The following is a 17,676-nucleotide window of genomic DNA, read 5'->3' on the forward strand; positions in this document are numbered from 1 at the left end:
CTATTGCACGTCAATAGAACTGGCTCCGCTTTTATTTTTAAGGAACGTAATGACTCACATCTACAACTTCTCCGCCGGCCCTGCCGTATTGCCGAAGGAAGTGCTGGCGCAAGCTGCCGCTGAAATGCTGGACTGGCATGGCAGCGGCATGTCCGTCATGGAGATGAGCCACCGCGGGCCGGAGTTTATGTCGATTTACAAGGCGGCCGAGCGCGACCTGCGCGAGCTGCTGGCAGTACCGGACAACTACAAGATCTTGTTCATGCAGGGCGGCGGACTGTCGCAGAACGCCCTGATTCCGCTGAACCTCGTCGGCCACAAGCCGCAGCCAGCGACCATCGATTTTATCCATACCGGCTCGTGGTCGGGCAAATCCATCAAGGAAGCCGCCAAGTACGCCAACGTCAACGTCGCCGCGTCGTCCATGACGTCGGTGCCGCCGCAGTCGGAGTGGAAGCTCACGCCCGGCGCGGCCTATCTGCACATGTGCACCAACGAGACCATCGACGGCGTCGAGTACGATTTCGACGCCGGCGTGCCGGCATCGGTCGACGGCGTGATGCTGGTGGCCGACATGTCCTCGCACATCCTGTCGCGCCGCGTCGACGTGTCGAAATACGGCGTGATCTTCGCCGGCGCGCAAAAGAACATCGGCCCGGCCGGCGTCACCATCGTCATCGTGCGCGACGACCTGCTGGGCAAGGCGCTGCCGGCCTGCCCGTCGGCCTTCGACTTCAAGCTGGTGGCCGACAACGAATCGATGTACAACACGCCGCCGACCTACGGCATCTATATCGCCGGCCTGGTGTTCCAGTGGCTGAAGCGGCAGGGCGGCGTGGCCGAGATGGAGCAGCGCGCCAAGGCCAAGGCCGCGCTGCTGTACTCCGCGCTCGACGCCAGCGATTTTTATGAAACGCGTGTAGCGCCACAAAGCCGCTCGCGCATGAACGTGCCCTTCTACCTGAAGGACGAAAGCAAGAACGAAGCATTCCTGGCCGGCGCCAAAGCGCGCGGCCTGCTGCAACTGAAGGGCCACAAGTCCGTCGGCGGTATGCGCGCATCGATCTATAACGCGATGCCTATCGAGGGCGTGCAAGCGCTCGTAGACTACTTGAACGAATTCGCAGCCAACAACCCATGAACGATAAACTCAAACCCTTGCGCGAACAGATCGATTCGATCGACGCGCAGATCCTGCACCTGCTGAACCAACGCGCCAAGGTGGCGCAGGAAGTCGGCCATGTGAAAGCCGAAACCGGCGCACCGGTGTTTCGTCCCGAGCGCGAGGCGCAGGTGCTGCGCGGCGTGGCCGAACGCAATCCCGGCCCGATGGGCAACGCCGAGCTGCAAACCATCTGGCGCGAAATCATGTCCGCCTGCCGCTCGCTGGAAAAACGCGTGACCGTGGCCTTCCTCGGCCCGGCCGGCACCTACAGCGAACAAGCCGTGTACGAGCAGTTCGGCACCGCCGTCGATGTGCTGCCGTGCGCATCGATCGATGAAGTGTTCCGCGCCACCGAGGCGGGGACGGCGGAATTCGGCGTGGTGCCGGTCGAGAACTCGACCGAAGGCGCCATCGGCCGCACGCTCGACCTGCTGCTGCATACGCCGCTGACCATCAGCGGCGAGGTCTCGATCGCCGTGCGTCACAGCCTGCTGACGGCCACCGGCACCATGGACGGCATCACCGCCATCTGCGCCCACGCGCAGGCGCTGGCGCAGTGCCAGATCTGGTTGAACAATAATTATCCGGACATCGAACGCCGCGCCGTCTCGTCCAACGCCGAAGCGGCGCGCATGGCGCGCGACGACCACGGCATCGCCGCGATTGCCGGCGAACGCGCCGGCGTGCGCTACGGCCTGGGCACGGTGAAGGCCAACATCCAGGACGACCCGCACAACCGCACGCGCTTTGCCGTCATCGGCTCGCTGCAGGCCGGCCCGTCGGGCGAAGACCGCACCTCGCTGGCGCTGGCGGCGCCGCACAAGGCGGGCTCCATCTACCGCCTGCTTGGTTCGCTGGCGCAGCACGGCGTATCGATGACGCGCTTCGAATCGCGCCCGGCGCGCACCGGCACCTGGGAGTACTACTTCTATGTCGACGTCGAAGGCCACGTGCAGGACCCGGCCGTCGCCAAGGCGCTCGACGAGCTGCAAGGGAACGCCGCCTTCTTCAAGGTGCTGGGATCGTATCCCGTCAGCCTGACCTGAATCAGAAAAGAGAACCACATGACCAAGAACTACGGCCCGGAATACGTCCGCGCCATCGCCCCTTACCAGGCCGGCAAACCGATCGCTGAAGTCGCGCGTGAATTCGGTCTTGACGAAGCAAGCATCGTCAAGCTGGCCTCCAATGAAAACCCGTTCGGCGTGCCGGCATCGGCGCAGCAGGCCATGGCGGCCGCCGTGGCGGAACTGGGCCGCTACCCGGACGCCAACGGCTTCGATCTGAAAGGCGCGCTATCGAAACGCTACGACGTGCCGGCCGACTGGATCACGCTGGGCAACGGCTCCAACGACATCCTGGAAATCGCCGCGCACGCGTTTGTGGAGCGCGGCCAGTCCATCGTGTATGCCCAATATTCGTTCGCGGTGTACGCGCTGGCGACGCAGGGCGTGGGCGCGCAGCACATCGTGGTGCCGGCCAAGTCGCACGGCCACGACCTGCCGGCCATGCTGGCGGCGATCCGCGAAGATACGCGCCTGGTGTTCATCGCCAACCCGAACAACCCGACCGGCACCTTCATCCCGGCCGCCGAGATCGAGGCCTTCCTGGCCCAGGTGCCGGCGCACGTGGTGGTGGTGCTGGACGAGGCCTACAACGAATTCCTGGCCGAAGAAAACCAGTTCGAATCGGCCGAGTGGGTGAAGAAGTATCCCAACCTGCTGGTGTCGCGCACGTTCTCGAAGGCCTACGGCCTGGCGGGCCTGCGCGTGGGCTTCGCGATCGCGCAGCCGGCGCTGACGGATCTGATGAACCGCATCCGCCAGCCGTTCAATGTGAACTCGCTGGCGCAGGCTGCGGCCATCGCGGCGCTGAACGACAAGGAATTCCTGGCGCAAAGCGCGGCCAACAACACGGCCGGCTATCAGCAATTCGTGGAAGCGTTCGAGAAACTGGGCCTGGAATATGTGCCATCGTATGGCAACTTCGTGCTGGTGAAAGTGGGTGCGGATGCGGGCGCCGGTGCGCGTGTGAATCTGTCCTTGCTGAAGCAGGGCGTGATCGTGCGCCCGGTCGGCAACTACGGCCTGCCTGAATGGCTGCGTATTTCCATCGGCCTGCCGCAGGAAAACGCCGTCTTCATCGCGGCGCTGTCGAAGGCATTGGCGGAGTAATGCTGAACAAGGTCGTTATATTTGGCGTAGGCCTGATCGGCGGCTCGTTTGCGCGCTCGCTGAAGAAGGCGGGCGCGGTCGGGCGCATCGTCGGTGTCGGCCGCAGCGCCGCATCGATGGCGCGCGCGCTGGAGCTGGGCATCGTCGACGCGGTCGGCGTGGCCGGCGAGCCGGCATCGCTGGCCGAAGCGCTGCGCGACGCGGACCTGGTGCTGCTGGCGGCGCCGGTGGCGCAGACCGAGGCGATACTGGCGGCCATCGCGCCGCACCTGCAAGCGGGCACCGTGGTGACCGACGCCGGCAGCACCAAGTCGGACGTGGTGGCTGCGGCGCGGCGCGCGCTGGGCGGCAAGGTGGCGCAGTTTGTGCCGGGCCATCCGATTGCGGGCCGCGAAACCAACGGGCCGGATGCGGCCATCGACAATCTGTATGTCGGCAAGAAGGTGGTGATCACCGCGCTGGCCGAGAATACGGAGGCTGATATCGAGCGCGTGGCGGCCGCCTGGCGCGCCTGCGACGCGATCATTCACCGCTTGACGCCGGAGGAGCACGACAAGGTGTTCGCGGCGGTGAGCCATTTGCCGCACTTGCTGGCGTATGCGCTGGTGGACGATATTGCGAAGAAGCCGCATGCGGATTTGCTGTTCCAGTATGCCGCCAGCGGCTTCCGCGATTTCACAAGGATCGCGGGTTCGTCGCCGGAGATGTGGCGCGATATCAGCCTGGCCAATCAGCCGGCGTTGCTAGTGGAGTTGGATGCCTACATGGCGCAGCTGACGGTGCTGCGCGCGCACCTGGCAGCCGGCGACGGCGCGGGACTGGAGAGCGTCTACAGCAAAGCCCAGCGCGCCCGCCATCAATGGATTACCGCGATCGAAACGGCGGAAGCGCCGCCATCGAAGGATAAAGCAGATTAACAGGCCGTAGTGCCGTCGCTCCCGCGCAGGCGGGAGTCCATGCTGAGCATATGCCGCATGGGCCCCCGCTTTCGCGAGGGCGACGGGGCGGCCGCAAAAGGATATAGCATGACTCACGAATTTATTGACCTGCAAACGGTCCCTCATGTGCAAGGCGTGGTGCGCCTGCCTGGTTCCAAATCCATTTCCAACCGCATTTTGCTGTTGTCGGCGCTGTCGCAAGGGCAGGTGGCGATTGTCGATTTGCTGGCCTCCGACGATACCGCCGTGATGCTGGCGGCATTGCGCTCGCTCGGCGTCGTTTGGTCCGAGGAGAAGACCGCCACCGGCACCATACACCACGTGACCGGCGTGGCCGGCGTGTTGCCGAATAAGTCGGCCGATCTGTTCATGGGTAATGCCGGTACGGCGATCCGCCCGCTGACCGCCGCGCTGGCCGTCATCGGCGGCGATTACACGCTGCACGGCGTGCCGCGCATGCATGAGCGTCCGATCGGCGATCTGGTCGATGCGCTCAACGCCGCCGGCACCAACGTCGAGTACACCGGCAACCCCGGCTTCCCGCCGCTGCATATCAAGCAGGGCAAGATCACCACCCAGCGCCTGTCCGTGCGCGGCGATGTGTCGAGCCAGTTCCTGACCGCGCTGCTGATGGTGGCGCCGCTGATGGCGACAGAACACGCCATCACCATCGACGTGGTCGGCGAACTGATTTCCAAGCCCTACATCGAGATCACGCTGAACCTGATCCGCCGCTTCGGCGTGAAGGTCGAGCAGAACGGCTGGGAGTCGTTCACCATCCAGCCGGGCCAGGTGTATCAGTCGCCCGGCACCATCCACGTCGAGGGCGATGCGTCGTCGGCGTCGTACTTCCTGGCCGCCGGCGCCATCGGCGGCGGGCCGGTGCGCGTCGAAGGCGTGGGCAAGGATTCGATCCAGGGCGACGTGCGCTTCGCCGCCGCGCTGGAGCAGATGGGCGCGCAGATCACCATGGGCGATAACTGGATCGAGGCGCGCGGCAACGGCGTGCTGAAAGCCATCGACGCCGATTTCAATCACATCCCCGACGCCGCCATGACCATCGCCATCGCCGCGCTGTACGCCGACGGCCCGTCCACGCTGCGCAATATCGCCAGCTGGCGCGTCAAGGAGACCGACCGCATCGCCGCCATGGCCACTGAGCTGCGCAAGGTCGGCGCCATCGTGGAGGAGGGCGCCGACTACATCAAGGTGACGCCGCCGGCCGTGATCACCCCTGCTACCATAGATACCTACGACGACCACCGCATGGCGATGTGCTTCTCGCTGGTGTCGCTGGACGGCGCCGCGCGCAAGGGCAATGTCATGCGCATCAACGATCCCAAGTGCGTGGGCAAGACTTTCCCCGACTACTTTAACGTCTTTGCTGAAATAGCAAAATAATCACCATGCCAACTTCCCAGATTCCAGTCATTACCATCGACGGCCCTACCGCATCCGGCAAGGGCACGGTCGCACATCGCGTTGCCGATAAGCTCGGCTTCCATTACCTGGATTCGGGCGCACTCTATCGCTTGACGGCGCTGTCGGCCCTGCGCCGCGGCACCGACCTCGCCGACGAGCACTCGCTGGCCAAGCTGGCCGAGCACCTGCATTGCAGTTTCCAGGGCGGCGATATCATTTTGTCGCACGAAAACGTCACCGAGGCGATCCGCGCCGAGGAGGTCGGCAACACGGCGTCCAAGATCGCTACCTTCCCGGCCGTGCGCCATGCGCTGACCGGGCTGCAGCTCGGTTTCCGCAAGGCGCCGGGCCTGGTGGCCGACGGCCGCGACATGGGCTCGGTGATCTTCCCGCACGCCCCGCTGAAGGTGTTTTTGACCGCCTCCGTGGCGGCGCGCGCCGGGCGCCGTTATAAGCAATTGATAGACAAGGGAATTTCTGCTAATATGCAAGACCTACTGGTGGATTTGCAGGCGCGTGACGACCGGGATACGAACCGGGCCATCGCGCCGCTGGCGCCAGCGGAAGGCGCGTACTTGCTGGAAACCTCTGAAATGACCGCTGACGAAGCGGTTCATCAAGTCCTGGCATGGTATGCCGCCGTAGCAAAGTAATACTTTTATCAACCCTAACCCAGCTGAAGACGCATACCGCGAACCTTGCTGGCAACCTGGAAATACAATGTCTAATATGGAAAGTTTTGCAGCCCTCTTCGAAGAATCCCTGTCGCGTCAAGACATGCGTTCGGGCGAAGTGATCTCGGCTGAAGTCGTTCGTCTGGATCACAACTTCGTGATCGTCAACGCCGGCCTGAAATCGGAAGCATTCATCCCTGTTGAAGAATTCAAGAATGACCAAGGCGAACTGGAAGTCAAAGTAGGTGACTTCGTTTCCGTGGCCATCGAATCGCTGGAAAATGGTTTCGGCGATACCATCCTGTCGCGCGACAAAGCCAAGCGTCTGGCTTCGTGGCTGGCACTGGAAAAAGCCATGGAATCGGGCGAGATCGTCGTCGGTACCGTCAATGGCAAAGTCAAGGGCGGCCTGACCGTTCTGACCAACGGCATCCGCGCCTTCCTGCCGGGTTCGCTGGTCGACACCCGTCCAGTCAAGGACACTACCCCATTCGAAGGCAAGACCCTCGAATTCAAAGTTATCAAACTGGACCGCAAGCGTAACAACGTCGTTCTGTCCCGCCGCGCCGTCATCGAAGCTTCGATGGGCGAAGAGCGTCAGAAACTGATGGAAACGCTGAAAGAAGGCACCGTGGTGACCGGCGTTGTGAAAAACATCACCGACTACGGCGCGTTCGTGGATCTGGGCGGCATCGACGGCCTGCTGCACATCACCGACCTGGCATGGCGTCGTGTGCGTCACCCATCGGAAGTGCTGACCGTTGGTCAAGAGATCACCGCGAAAGTCCTGAAATACGATCAAGAGAAGAACCGTGTTTCGCTGGGCGTGAAGCAACTGGGCGATGACCCATGGACCGGTCTGTCGCGTCGTTACCCACAAAGCACCCGTCTGTTCGGCAAAGTCACCAACCTGACCGACTACGGCGCGTTCGTGGAAGTCGAGCAAGGCATCGAAGGCCTGGTTCACGTGTCGGAAATGGACTGGACCAACAAGAACGTCGCTCCAAACAAAGTTGTCCAACTGGGCGACGAAGTAGAAGTGATGGTTCTGGAGATCGACGAAGAGCGTCGTCGTATCTCGCTGGGCATGAAACAGTGCAAAGCCAACCCATGGGATGACTTCGGCGTAACCCACAAGAAGGGCGATAAAGTCCGTGGCGCCATCAAGTCGATCACCGACTTCGGCGTGTTCATCGGCCTGGCCGGTAACATCGACGGTCTGGTGCACCTGTCGGATCTGTCGTGGACCGAGTCCGGCGAAGAAGCCGTGCGCAAGTTCAAGAAAGGTGACGAACTGGAAGCCGTGGTTCTGGCCATCGACGTTGAGCGCGAGCGCGTGTCCCTGGGCGTCAAGCAACTGGAAGGCGACCCATTCAACAACTTCGCCGCCATGAACGACAAAGGTTCGCTGGTTAACGGCACCGTGAAATCGGTTGAGCCTAAAGGCGCCGTGATCCAACTGTCGGAAGAAGTTGAAGGCTACCTGCGCGCTTCGGAAATCTCGCGTGACCGCGTTGAAGATGCTGGCACCCACCTGAAAGTCGGCGATGCCGTCGAAGCTCTGGTGATCAACATCGACCGCAAAGCACGTTCGATCCAGCTGTCGATCAAAGCTAAAGATTCGGCCGACACCGCTGAAGCGATGAAAAACATCGCTTCGGACAGCAGCGCCGCTTCGGGCACCACCAGCCTGGGCGCACTGCTGAAAGCAAAGCTGGACAACAAGAACTAAGAACTAGTCGATGACTAAGTCCGAGTTAATCAACCGCCTGGCTGAGCGTTATTCTCAGCTGGTGGCCAAAGATGCGGAGTATGCCGTCAAGACCATTCTGGATGCGATGACCAACGCTTTGTCGACCGGTCAGCGCATCGAGATCCGTGGTTTTGGCAGCTTTGCCCTCAACAGCCGGCCGCCGCGCATCGGGCGCAACCCGAAGTCGGGCGACAAGGTGATGGTGCCTGAAAAACGGGTGCCGCACTTCAAGCCGGGCAAGCAATTGCGCGAGCGGGTTGACGCGATGGTCGGGCAGCCGATCATCGAGGACTGAAGCATTCCATTAGTTAGACAAAGCGGCGTCCTTCGGGATGCCGCTTTTTTTATCGCCCGTGGTGCGATACTGGCGCTCTCAGAACACTACAACAGGACCCTGGCTGATGAAATTCATCTCCCCCATCATAGGCTTCGTGATTTTCGTCTTGTTTTTCGGCTTCGCCCTGAAAAACTCGCAGGAAGTCGATCTGCAATTGTTCCTGCACTATGAGCTGCGCGGCCCGCTGGTGCTGATGCTGTTGGGCTTTTTCGTGGCCGGCGCCGTGCTCGGCGTGCTGGCGCTGACGCCCACCGTGTTCCGCCACCGCCGCGAAACGAACAAGCACAAGGTCACCATTCATACGCTGCAATCGTCGGCGCAGCAGGCCACCCGCCAGCCGCAGCCGGACAGCGTCAATACACAATAACAAGTACAAAGACATAGCATGGAATTAGAACTCTGGTGGTTACTGGGCATCCCCGTCTTCTTCGGGCTGGGATGGGTCGCGGCGCGGGTCGACATCCGTCAACTGCTGTCGGAATCGCGCACCCTGCCGCGCGGCTATTACAAGGGCCTGAACTTCCTGCTCAACGACCAGGCCGACAAGGCGGTCGACGCCTTCATCGACATCGTGCGGCTCGATCCGGAATCGGCCGAGATGCACTTCGCGCTCGGTAGCCTGTTCCGCCGTCGCGGCGAGACCGAGCGCGCCATCCGCATTCACCAGAACCTGCTGGCGCGTCCCGACCTGCCGCAGGAGCAGAAGGACCAGGCGCGCTATGAGCTGGGCATGGATTATCTGAAGGCCGGCCTGCTGGACCGCGCCGAGGAGACCTTCAACGTGCTGCTCAACGGCCAGTATGCGGTGCAGGCGCGCCGCGCGCTGCTGGAGATCTTCCAGCGCGAGAAGGAGTGGCCGCGCGCCATCGAGGCGGCGATCGGCCTGCAGGAAGCCGGCGCCGGTTCGCGCCAGAAGGAAATCGCGCAGTTCTACTGCGAGCTGGCGCAGGATGCGCTGGTGCAGATGCATCCGGAAGAGGCCCTGGCGCTGCTGGAGAAGTCGCTGCAGGCCGACCGCGTGAACGTGCGCGCCACCATGCTGAGCGGCGACGCCCTGCTGGCCAAGGGCGATATCGAAGGCGCGTTGCAGACCTGGCGCCGCGTCGAGCAGATCAGCGTGCCGCACGTGGCGTTGGTGGCGCAGCGCCTGATGGACGGCTACCGCAAGGTGGGCCGCCCGCAGGAAGGCGTGAACCTGCTGAAGTCCTACCTGGAGCAGGCCTCGTCGATCGACCTGGTGGAGGTGGTGTACAAGGCGGTGCTGGAGCTCGACGGCGTGGAAGCGGCCAAGCAGCTGGTGGGCGATGAGCTGCGCCGCACGCCGACGCTGCTGGGACTGGACAAGTTTCTGGAGGCGCGCCTGATGGACGCGCCGGCGTCGGTGATGCCGGAGCTGTCGATGGTGAAGAACCTGGTGCACAGCTACACGCAAAAGCTGGCGCGCTATCAGTGCGGCCAGTGCGGCTTCAAGGCGCGCCAGTTCTACTGGCAGTGTCCTGGTTGCAGCCGGTGGGAGAGCTATCCGCCGCGCCGCACCGAAGAACTGAATGTTATGAATTGATATGGCCACGGCATCGCCGTTGCATATCGCCCCGCACTTAACGAGGCCCCATTTTGACGAAGAATCTGGACAAAGTACGCATCCTGGTGGTGGGTGACGTGATGCTGGACCGCTACTGGTTCGGCGAAGTAAGCCGCATTTCGCCCGAGGCGCCGGTGCCGGTGGTGCGCATCGAGCGGCGCGAAGCGCGCCTGGGCGGCGCCGCCAACGTGTCGCGCAACGCGGCGGCGCTGGGCGCGCAGGCCGGCCTGCTGGGCATCGTCGGCGACGACGAAGCCGGCGACGAGGTGGCGCAATTGCTGGAAGGCTGCGGCATCCGCAGCTACCTGAAACGCGACCAGGCCATTTCCACCATCATCAAGCTGCGCGTGATCGGCCGCCAGCAGCAGATGGTGCGCATCGATTTCGAGGAAGCGCCGACCGACACGGTGTTGCGCGACAAGCTGGAGCAGTTCAAGACGCTGCTGGCCGATTACGACGTGATCGTGCTGTCGGACTATGCCAAGGGCAGCCTGGTTGCGGTGGCCGACATGATCGCGGCGGCGCGCGCGGCCGGCAAGGTGGTGATGGTCGATCCGAAAGGCGACGACTTCACGCGCTATGCCGGCGCCACGGTGCTGACGCCGAACAAGTCGGAGTTCAAGCGCATCGTCGGTTCGTGGAACAGCGAAGAGCAGCTGACCGCCAAGGCGCAGGCCTTGCGTGCCGAACTGAAACTCGACGCCTTGCTGCTGACCCGCTCGGAAGAGGGCATGACCCTGTACACCGATGGCGAGCAGTTCCACATGCCGGCCCAGGCGCGCGAAGTGTTCGACGTTTCGGGCGCCGGCGACACCGTGATCGCCACCATGGCCTGCATGCTGGGCACCGGCGCCGGCTGGCAGGAGGCGGTGGAAACGGCCAACCGCGCCGGCGGCATCGTGGTCGGCAAGCTGGGCACGGCGACCGTCACGCGCGAGGAGTTGTTCGGCGCCTGATCGGCTGGCGCCGTTTTGATTTGCCTCAAGCCGGCGCTGTCAACCGCGCCGCAAGTGGTCGCCGTTAAGGTGATTCAAGGTGCGATGGTCGCCCTTGTTCACTTTAACGGAGACACTTATGTACAAGAAACTACTGATGGCGGTGGCCGCGCTGGTGGCCACCATGGGCATGGCCTGGGCCCAGGTCGACGTCAACAAGGCCGACGCGGCCGCGCTGGACAGTGTACGCGGCCTGGGGCCGGCCAAGACCAAGGCCATCCTGGAAGAACGCAAGAAGGGCGATTTCAAGGACTGGGCCGATTTCGAGCAGCGCGTGAAGGGCATCGGCGATAAAAACGCCGCCAAGCTGTCGGAAGCCGGCCTGCAGGTGAACGGCAAGTCGAAAGATGGTGCGCCGGCCAAAGCCAGCAAGTAAGATAGTGGTTTCCCAACGGCCCGTGGCGACCCGCTGCGGGCTTTCCAAACGGAGACCGCCGCATGCAGTACAAACCTCTCGCGCTGGCCCTGCTGATCGCAGTGCCGGCCATGGCCGCCGAACCTGTTACGCCTGATACCAAGCGTCATCAGGCTCAGATCGACCGCATCGTCAAGGAAATTTCCCCCGCCCGCATTGAGGCCACCATCCGCAAGCTGGTGGGCTTCCGCACGCGCCATACGATGTCGGACACGGTGTCGGAGACCGAGGGCATCGGCGCCGCGCGGCGCTGGATCAAGACGGAGCTGGAGCGCTGCGGCGCCGGCACCGCGCTGAAGGTGGACTTCGACAGCCATATCGCGCCGGTCTCCGCGCGCATCAGCAAGCCGACCGAGATCGTCAACGTGGTGGCGACCTTGCCGGGCACGCAGGCGGCATCGGTGGAGCGCATGTACGTGGTCAGCGGCCATTACGACTCGCGCAACACCGATGTGATGGACGCGGCGGGCGACGCCCCCGGCGCCAACGACGACGCTTCCGGCACGGCGGCGGTGATGGAGATGGCCTGCGTGATGGCCAAGTACAAATTCGACGCCACGCTGGTGTTCATGACGGTGGCGGCGGAGGAGCAGGGCTTGCTGGGCGCGGCGCATTGGGCCGAGCAGGCTAAGCAGAAGAACCTGAACATCGCCGGCATGTTCACCAACGATATCATCGGCAGTTCGCGCGATGAACATGGCAAGAAGGACGACACGCAGGTGCGTCTGTTCGCCGAAGGGCTGCCGGTGCAGAAGGAGGCCAGCGACGCGGTGCGCACGCTGATCCAGACCGGCGGCGAGAACGATTCGCTGTCGCGCCAATTGGCGCGCGCGGTGAAGGAGGCCGGCGAGCGCTATGTGCCGAAGTTTAAAGTGAACGTAATCCAGCGGCGCGACCGCTATCTGCGCGGCGGCGATCACATGCCGTTCCTGGAGCGCGGCTATGCGGCCTTGCGCTTCACCGAGCCGGCCGAGGATTTCAATCATCAGCACCAGAACATCCGTACCGAGAACGGTGTGTTGATCGGCGATCTGCCGCAGTACAACGACTACAACTACATCGCCAAGGTGGCGCGCGTGAACGCGGCGGCGCTGTCGACGCTGGCGCTGGCGCCGGCCGCGCCGCAGAAGGTGCAGGTGCGCACCTCCAAGCTGCAGAACGATACCGAACTGGTTTGGCAGGCCAACGGCGAGCCGGATCTGGCGGGTTACCGCATCGTCTGGCGCGACACCACGGCGGCCGATTGGCAGGGCTCGAAGTTCGTCGGCAAGGCCACCGAGTTCACGCTGCCGCTGTCGAAGGACAATGTGTTCTTCGGCGTGCAGGCGATCGACGTTGACGGCAACGTCAGCCCGGCCAGCTATCCGACGCCGCTGCGCTGATGAAGATTTCGCGTATCCTCCACGCCGGCTATGTGTTCGACAGCGGCGGCACGCGGATCATGTTCGATCCGGTGTTCGAGAATCCGTTCAGCAGGAACTGCCATGCGTTTCCTGATGTGCGCTTCGATCTGGCGCAGGTGTGCGCGCTGCGGCCGGATGCGGTGTTCATCTCGCACTTCCACGATGACCACTGTTCGCTGGAGAGCCTGGACCTGCTGGACCGCGCGACGCCGATTTATCTCTACTGCCTGTTCGACGAACTCTTTGCGATGATCCGTGAGCTGGGCTTCGCCGATGTGCGGCCGCTGGTGCTGGATGTGCCGGTGCTGGTGGGCGGCTTCGAGGTGATTACGCGCCGTGCGCTCGATGCCGACGTGGACTCCATGTTCCAGATCCGCGCCGAGGGACTGAATGTGCTCAACGTGGTCGATTCGTGGATGGACCCGGAGACGCTGGAGCAGCTCAAGCCCTACGCGCCGTGGGACATGGTGCTGTGGCCTTTCCAGACCATGCGCGAGGTGGACGTGATCGCGCCATCGCGCGCGGTGCCCGGGCCGGTGGAGCTGCCGGAGGAGTGGCCGGAACAGTTGCAGGCGTTGGCGCCACGCTATGTGGTGCCGAGTTCCTGCCAGTTCAATCAGGAGCCATGGTCGTGGTACAACCATGCGATGTTCCCGATCACCTACCGGCGGTTCGAGCAGGCGGTGGGCGAGTGGCTGCCGTCGGCGCGCGTGCTGCGGCTGAATCCATCGGTGGCGGTGGAGTTGACGGCCGATGCGCTGGTGCCGTCATCGCCGCTGCCGTGGGTACTGCCGGTGGGCGACCAGGACATCGACTTCGCCTACGATCCGGACATCGTGCCGCCGCCGACCTCGGAAATCGCGCAGCACTTTGCGGCGCTGACGGCGGAGCAGGCCGCGCAGGTGCTGGCGTTCTGCCGCAGCGGACTGCTGGAACGCTACGAAGACATGGAGCTGCCGGAAGACAGCTACTTCGCCACGCCATGCGTATGGCAGTTGTCGGTCTACGACCATGCCGGCGCGGTGCAGCAGTTCCGCTACCGCATCCACGGCGACAGCATCGCGCTGGTGGATGATGAAGAAGCGCCGACGTGGATGACCGAGATCCCGATGGCCAAGCTGTACGCCGGCCTGGCGCTGGGCGAATCGCTGACCTCCATGTACGTGCGCATAGCCGGCGCACCGGCCGACGCCGACATCGTCGACGACCCGCTGATCCGCACCCTGTTCAACGACGCCTTCGCCGCCTACCAGGCCGCCCAACTACGCCGCATCAAGGAGCGTGCAACCCGGGCATGAGTACCCAAGTTTCAAGCCACGCATTGCGGCCATCGTCGGCAACTTGCTTTACCGCTCTCGCGCAGGCTCCCCGTGCCTATGCCCTCAACTTGTCTGCCGGCAAGTTGGCGAGGAATTGGTGGATTTGCGAGACCACTGCCGCGCCTTCGCCCACCGCTGCGGCGACCCGTTTGGTGGAGGTGGCGCGGACGTCGCCGATGGCGAACACGCCCGGCACGCTGGTTTCCAGCGCCGCGCGCGACGGCAGCTCTTTCGGGTAGACGCCGTTGGCGAAGTTGGCCTTGCACTGCGCTTTGGTGACGTCGAAGCCGGTGCGGATGAAGCCGTTCGCGTCGACGTCGACGCCGCAGTCGCTCAGCCAGCCCGTGTTCGGATCGGCGCCGATGAACAGGAACACGCGGCAGACGTCGTAGTCGCATTCCTCTTCGGTCTTGGCGTTGCGGATGCGGACCTGTTTCAGGCCGTCCTCGTCGCCTTCGAGCGCGATGATTTCGGTGCAGGTATGCAGTTCGATATTCGGCGTGGCCTGGATGCGCTCGATCAGGTAGCTCGACATGGTGGACGACAGACTTTCCTTGCGGATCAGCATGTGCACCTTGGCCGCGTAGCCCGACAGGAAGACCGCCGCCTGTCCGGCCGAGTTGCCGCCGCCGACCAGCACGATTTCCTCCGTCTTGCACAGCTTGGCCTCCACCGGCGAGGCCCAGTAGTACACGCCCTTGCCCTCGAACTGCTTGAGGTTGGCCAGCGACGGCCGGCGGTAGCGCGCGCCGCAGGACAGCACCACCGTGCGCGCCTTCAGGTGCTGCAGGCTGCCGCACATTTCCACTTGCAGCGGGTAGGTGTCGCAGATCAACCGCCCGGCCGGCGCCGGGATGGCCACTTCCACGCCGAACTTCTGCGCCTGCACGTAGGCGCGGCCCGCCAGCGCGCGGCCGGAGACGCCGGTGGGGAAGCCCAGGTAGTTTTCGATGCGGGCGCTGGCGCCGGCCTGGCCGCCGTAGGCGCGGGTTTCCAGCGCCAGCACCGACAGGCCTTCCGAGGCGGCGTACACCGCCGTCGCCAGCCCGGCCGGGCCGGCGCCGACCACGATCACATCCCACACCTTGTCGCTGTCGAGTTGCGGCAGCATGCCCAGGCAGCGGCCGATCTCGACCACGGTGGGATTTTTCTTGACCTCGCCGTCCGGGCACACCACCAGCGGCAGTTCTTCCGGCGTCGGCCGGTAGTGCTCCATCAGGTCGGCCGCCTGGCGGTCCTGCGTGGGATCGAGCACGATGTGCGGGTGGCCGTTGGCGGCCAGGAAGGTTTGCAGCGTGTGAATGCGGCCGTGGCCGCGCGGCCCGACGATCACCGGGCCGCCCGAGGCTTCCTCGATCAAGCCGACGCGGCGCAGGATCAGCGCGCGCACGATGCGCTCGCCCAGTTCGGCGTGCGCCACTAGCAGCGCGCGCAGCGATTCCGACGGCACCACCAGCGCCTCGACGTCGCCCACGGCGTGGCCGTTGCCCAGCGAAGGTCGGCCCGACAGTTGCGCCACCTCGCCGCTGAACTGGCCCGGCTGGTGGGTGGTGACGTAGGAGGTGTTGCCCAGGCCGTCATAGCGATTGACTTCGATCCCGCCTTTCAGCACCAGCACCAGGCCGAAGCTGGTCTTGCCGGCCTCGAAGATGGTCTCGCCGTTCTTGAAGCACATGACGTGGCCGAAGCGCTGCATGTGGCGGACGTCGGCCGCGCTCAGGGTGGGGAAGATCTGATGCCGGCGCTGCTCCAGGTTGAGCGCGCTGCTCGGCGCGGGTTCGTCCGGCGTCAGTTCGGGCAGCAGGTCGGAAGAGGTGGTTGCCATGGGAAATCCGCTATGAAGATGGTTGCACAAGTGTTGCCAGTCTAGCGCATGCAGGTCGCCCAGTCCAAAGTCTTATGGGAGGGCCGGCCCCTTTCCTGCAAGTGGGCTAAAATGGTTGTTTTGGCGAACTCAAACAAGAAGACAATGGCTTACAAGACTTTGCAGGATACGATCGGCAACACGCCGCTGGTGCAACTGGTGCGTCTGCCCGGCGCCGATGCGGCCGCACGCAACAACATCATCCTGGGCAAGCTGGAAGGCAATAATCCGGCCGGTTCCGTCAAGGACCGCGCCGCCATGTCGATGCTGACCCGCGCCGAGGAGCGCGGCGACATCAAGCCCGGCGACACCCTGATCGAAGCGACCAGCGGCAACACTGGCATCGCGCTGGCGATGGCTGCCGCCATCCGTGGTTACAAGATGCTGTTGCTGATGCCGGAGAACCTGAGCGTGGAACGGCGCCAGAGCATGGCCGCCTACGGCGCGCAGATCATGCTCACGCCCAAGACCGGCGGCATGGAATACGCGCGCGACATGGCCGAGCAGTTGCAGAAGGACGGCAAGGGCATCATCCTCGACCAGTTCGGCAACCAGGACAACGCCCGCGCCCACTACGACAGCACCGGCCCGGAAATCTGGCGCGACACCGACGGCCGCGTGACGCACTTCGTCAGCGCCATGGGCACCACCGGCACCATCATGGGCACTTCACGTTACCTGAAGGAACAGAATCCGGCGATCCAGATCATCGGCGCCGAGCCGGAAGAGGGCTCGTCCATCCCCGGCATCCGCAAGTGGCCGGAAGCCTACCTGCCGAAAATCTACGACCGCTCGCGCGTGGACCGCGTGGAGGCGGTGTCGCAGGCGGCGGCCGAACGCATGGCGCGCCGCATGGCCGCCGAGGAAGGCATCTTCTGCGGCATCTCGGCCGCCGGCGCCTGCGAGATCGCGTTGCGCATTTCGCAAACCGTGGAGAACGCGACCATCGTGTTCATCGTCTGCGACCGCGGCGACCGCTACCTGTCGACCGGCGTGTTTCCTGCATAAAACCAAGCGCCCAAGCAAAATGCCCTCGTCCCTTGCGTAAAGGGAGGAGGGCACTTAGCGGGTGCTGCGCCTAGGGCTGGATCAGCCTTGGCCGCCGCCTGGGGTTTCGCCTTCTTTCGGCTTGAATTGCTTGTCGCTGATACGGAACTTGTTGCGGCGGTCGCCCATCAAGTAACGCAGGTCGCGGATGCTCAGGTCGCTCACCTCGTGCATGCGGATCAGCAGCGAAGCGCCGACCGGCAGACGGTGGTGACGAATTTTGCTGATCACAGGCGGCGCGACTTCCAGCGCACGCGACAGTGCCGCGTCGTTTTTCAGACGCAGGTTCTCGATCAGGGTATCGAGCAGGCGGTTGGGATTGTATTGCAGCAGATCATCGCCATCCGCATCGTTGTTCATGTCTATGCCGACTTGGTTTGTCATGTCGTCTTTTCCTTCTGTAAAGTTGTCCTGCAAAGTACAACACTCGGGGCTTTGCTGCGTCTATGTCCATCCTTACCAGGGAGACTCACACACGGACACGGGTTCCAGGATAACAAGTTTCATAATATATACACAATTGTACAACAATCTGCAATCTAATACTTGGCAGCAATAAAAAAAAGCTCTTCCCGCAAGGTATTGTTG

Annotated in this window: 17 protein-coding genes; 15 read left to right on the top strand and 2 right to left on the bottom strand. The window is 63.6% G+C overall.

Annotated elements, in window-relative coordinates; translation table 11 throughout:
- Positions 1-49 precede the first annotated feature (49 nt).
- From serC to ACXZ1M_RS21370, 14 genes are all read left to right on the top strand, one after another.
- Positions 50-1,141 carry a 3-phosphoserine/phosphohydroxythreonine transaminase gene (gene serC, locus ACXZ1M_RS21305; RefSeq protein ID WP_459049628.1) on the top strand — a complete coding sequence of 364 codons (1,092 nt, stop codon included), beginning with the start codon at positions 50-52 and terminating at the stop codon, positions 1,139-1,141.
- The gene (gene pheA, locus ACXZ1M_RS21310) at positions 1,138-2,211 is read left to right on the top strand and encodes a prephenate dehydratase (RefSeq protein ID WP_459049629.1); all 1,074 of its coding nucleotides are present in this window, start codon (positions 1,138-1,140) and stop codon (positions 2,209-2,211) included. The genes serC and pheA overlap by 4 nt, the downstream gene beginning before the upstream one ends.
- 18 nt (positions 2,212-2,229) lie before the next feature.
- Positions 2,230-3,339, top strand: coding sequence for a histidinol-phosphate transaminase (hisC, locus tag ACXZ1M_RS21315; protein WP_459049630.1), 1,110 nt, complete (start codon positions 2,230-2,232; stop codon positions 3,337-3,339).
- Complete coding sequence (locus tag ACXZ1M_RS21320) at positions 3,339-4,256, top strand: prephenate dehydrogenase (protein WP_459049631.1); 918 nt, start codon at positions 3,339-3,341, stop codon at positions 4,254-4,256. The genes hisC and ACXZ1M_RS21320 overlap by 1 nt, the downstream gene beginning before the upstream one ends.
- A 108-nt stretch (positions 4,257-4,364) precedes the next feature.
- Positions 4,365-5,678: a 3-phosphoshikimate 1-carboxyvinyltransferase gene (aroA, locus tag ACXZ1M_RS21325; RefSeq protein ID WP_459049632.1), complete on the top strand. Its 1,314-nt coding sequence runs from the start codon at positions 4,365-4,367 to the stop codon at positions 5,676-5,678.
- A 5-nt stretch (positions 5,679-5,683) separates the two neighbouring features.
- Positions 5,684-6,352, top strand: a complete 669-nt coding sequence (gene cmk, locus ACXZ1M_RS21330; RefSeq protein WP_459049633.1) for a (d)CMP kinase — start codon at positions 5,684-5,686, stop codon at positions 6,350-6,352.
- A 76-nt stretch (positions 6,353-6,428) separates the two neighbouring features.
- Positions 6,429-8,105, top strand: coding sequence for a 30S ribosomal protein S1 (rpsA, locus tag ACXZ1M_RS21335; RefSeq protein ID WP_459054058.1), 1,677 nt, complete (start codon positions 6,429-6,431; stop codon positions 8,103-8,105).
- 10 nt (positions 8,106-8,115) lie between these two features.
- A complete protein-coding gene (locus ACXZ1M_RS21340) occupies positions 8,116-8,421 on the top strand; it encodes an integration host factor subunit beta (protein WP_072787195.1) in 306 nt (101 codons plus the stop codon).
- Between the two features lie 106 nt (positions 8,422-8,527).
- Entirely contained in the window at positions 8,528-8,830 is a 303-nt protein-coding gene (locus ACXZ1M_RS21345) for a LapA family protein (RefSeq protein WP_373991064.1), read from the top strand.
- Positions 8,831-8,848: 18 nt separating this feature from the next.
- Complete coding sequence (gene lapB / locus ACXZ1M_RS21350) at positions 8,849-10,024, top strand: lipopolysaccharide assembly protein LapB (RefSeq protein ID WP_459049634.1); 1,176 nt, start codon at positions 8,849-8,851, stop codon at positions 10,022-10,024.
- Positions 10,025-10,077: 53 nt separating this feature from the next.
- A complete protein-coding gene (gene rfaE1 / locus ACXZ1M_RS21355; protein WP_459049635.1) occupies positions 10,078-11,001 on the top strand; it encodes a D-glycero-beta-D-manno-heptose-7-phosphate kinase in 924 nt (307 codons plus the stop codon).
- Between the two features lie 118 nt (positions 11,002-11,119).
- Entirely contained in the window at positions 11,120-11,416 is a 297-nt protein-coding gene (locus ACXZ1M_RS21360; protein WP_459049636.1) for a ComEA family DNA-binding protein, read from the top strand.
- 62 nt (positions 11,417-11,478) lie between these two features.
- Positions 11,479-12,837: a M28 family peptidase gene (locus ACXZ1M_RS21365; protein WP_459049637.1), complete on the top strand. Its 1,359-nt coding sequence runs from the start codon at positions 11,479-11,481 to the stop codon at positions 12,835-12,837.
- The gene (locus ACXZ1M_RS21370) at positions 12,837-14,156 is read left to right on the top strand and encodes an MBL fold metallo-hydrolase (protein WP_459049638.1); all 1,320 of its coding nucleotides are present in this window, start codon (positions 12,837-12,839) and stop codon (positions 14,154-14,156) included. The genes ACXZ1M_RS21365 and ACXZ1M_RS21370 overlap by 1 nt, the downstream gene beginning before the upstream one ends.
- A gap of 76 nt (positions 14,157-14,232) precedes the next feature.
- On the opposite strand, the gene ACXZ1M_RS21375 is transcribed toward ACXZ1M_RS21370, so the two are convergent.
- Complete coding sequence (locus ACXZ1M_RS21375) at positions 14,233-16,002, bottom strand: FAD-dependent oxidoreductase (protein WP_459049639.1); 1,770 nt, start codon at positions 16,000-16,002, stop codon at positions 14,233-14,235.
- A gap of 144 nt (positions 16,003-16,146) precedes the next feature.
- Between ACXZ1M_RS21375 and cysM the strand changes: the two genes are divergently transcribed.
- The gene (gene cysM / locus ACXZ1M_RS21380; RefSeq protein ID WP_459049640.1) at positions 16,147-17,049 is read left to right on the top strand and encodes a cysteine synthase CysM; all 903 of its coding nucleotides are present in this window, start codon (positions 16,147-16,149) and stop codon (positions 17,047-17,049) included.
- A gap of 81 nt (positions 17,050-17,130) precedes the next feature.
- Here the strand turns inward: cysM and ACXZ1M_RS21385 are convergent, their stop codons facing one another.
- Positions 17,131-17,472, bottom strand: coding sequence for a hypothetical protein (locus ACXZ1M_RS21385; protein ID WP_373991074.1), 342 nt, complete (start codon positions 17,470-17,472; stop codon positions 17,131-17,133).
- Between the last annotated feature and the right edge of the window lie 204 nt (positions 17,473-17,676).

It is taken from the genome of Duganella paludis, assembly GCF_054461335.1.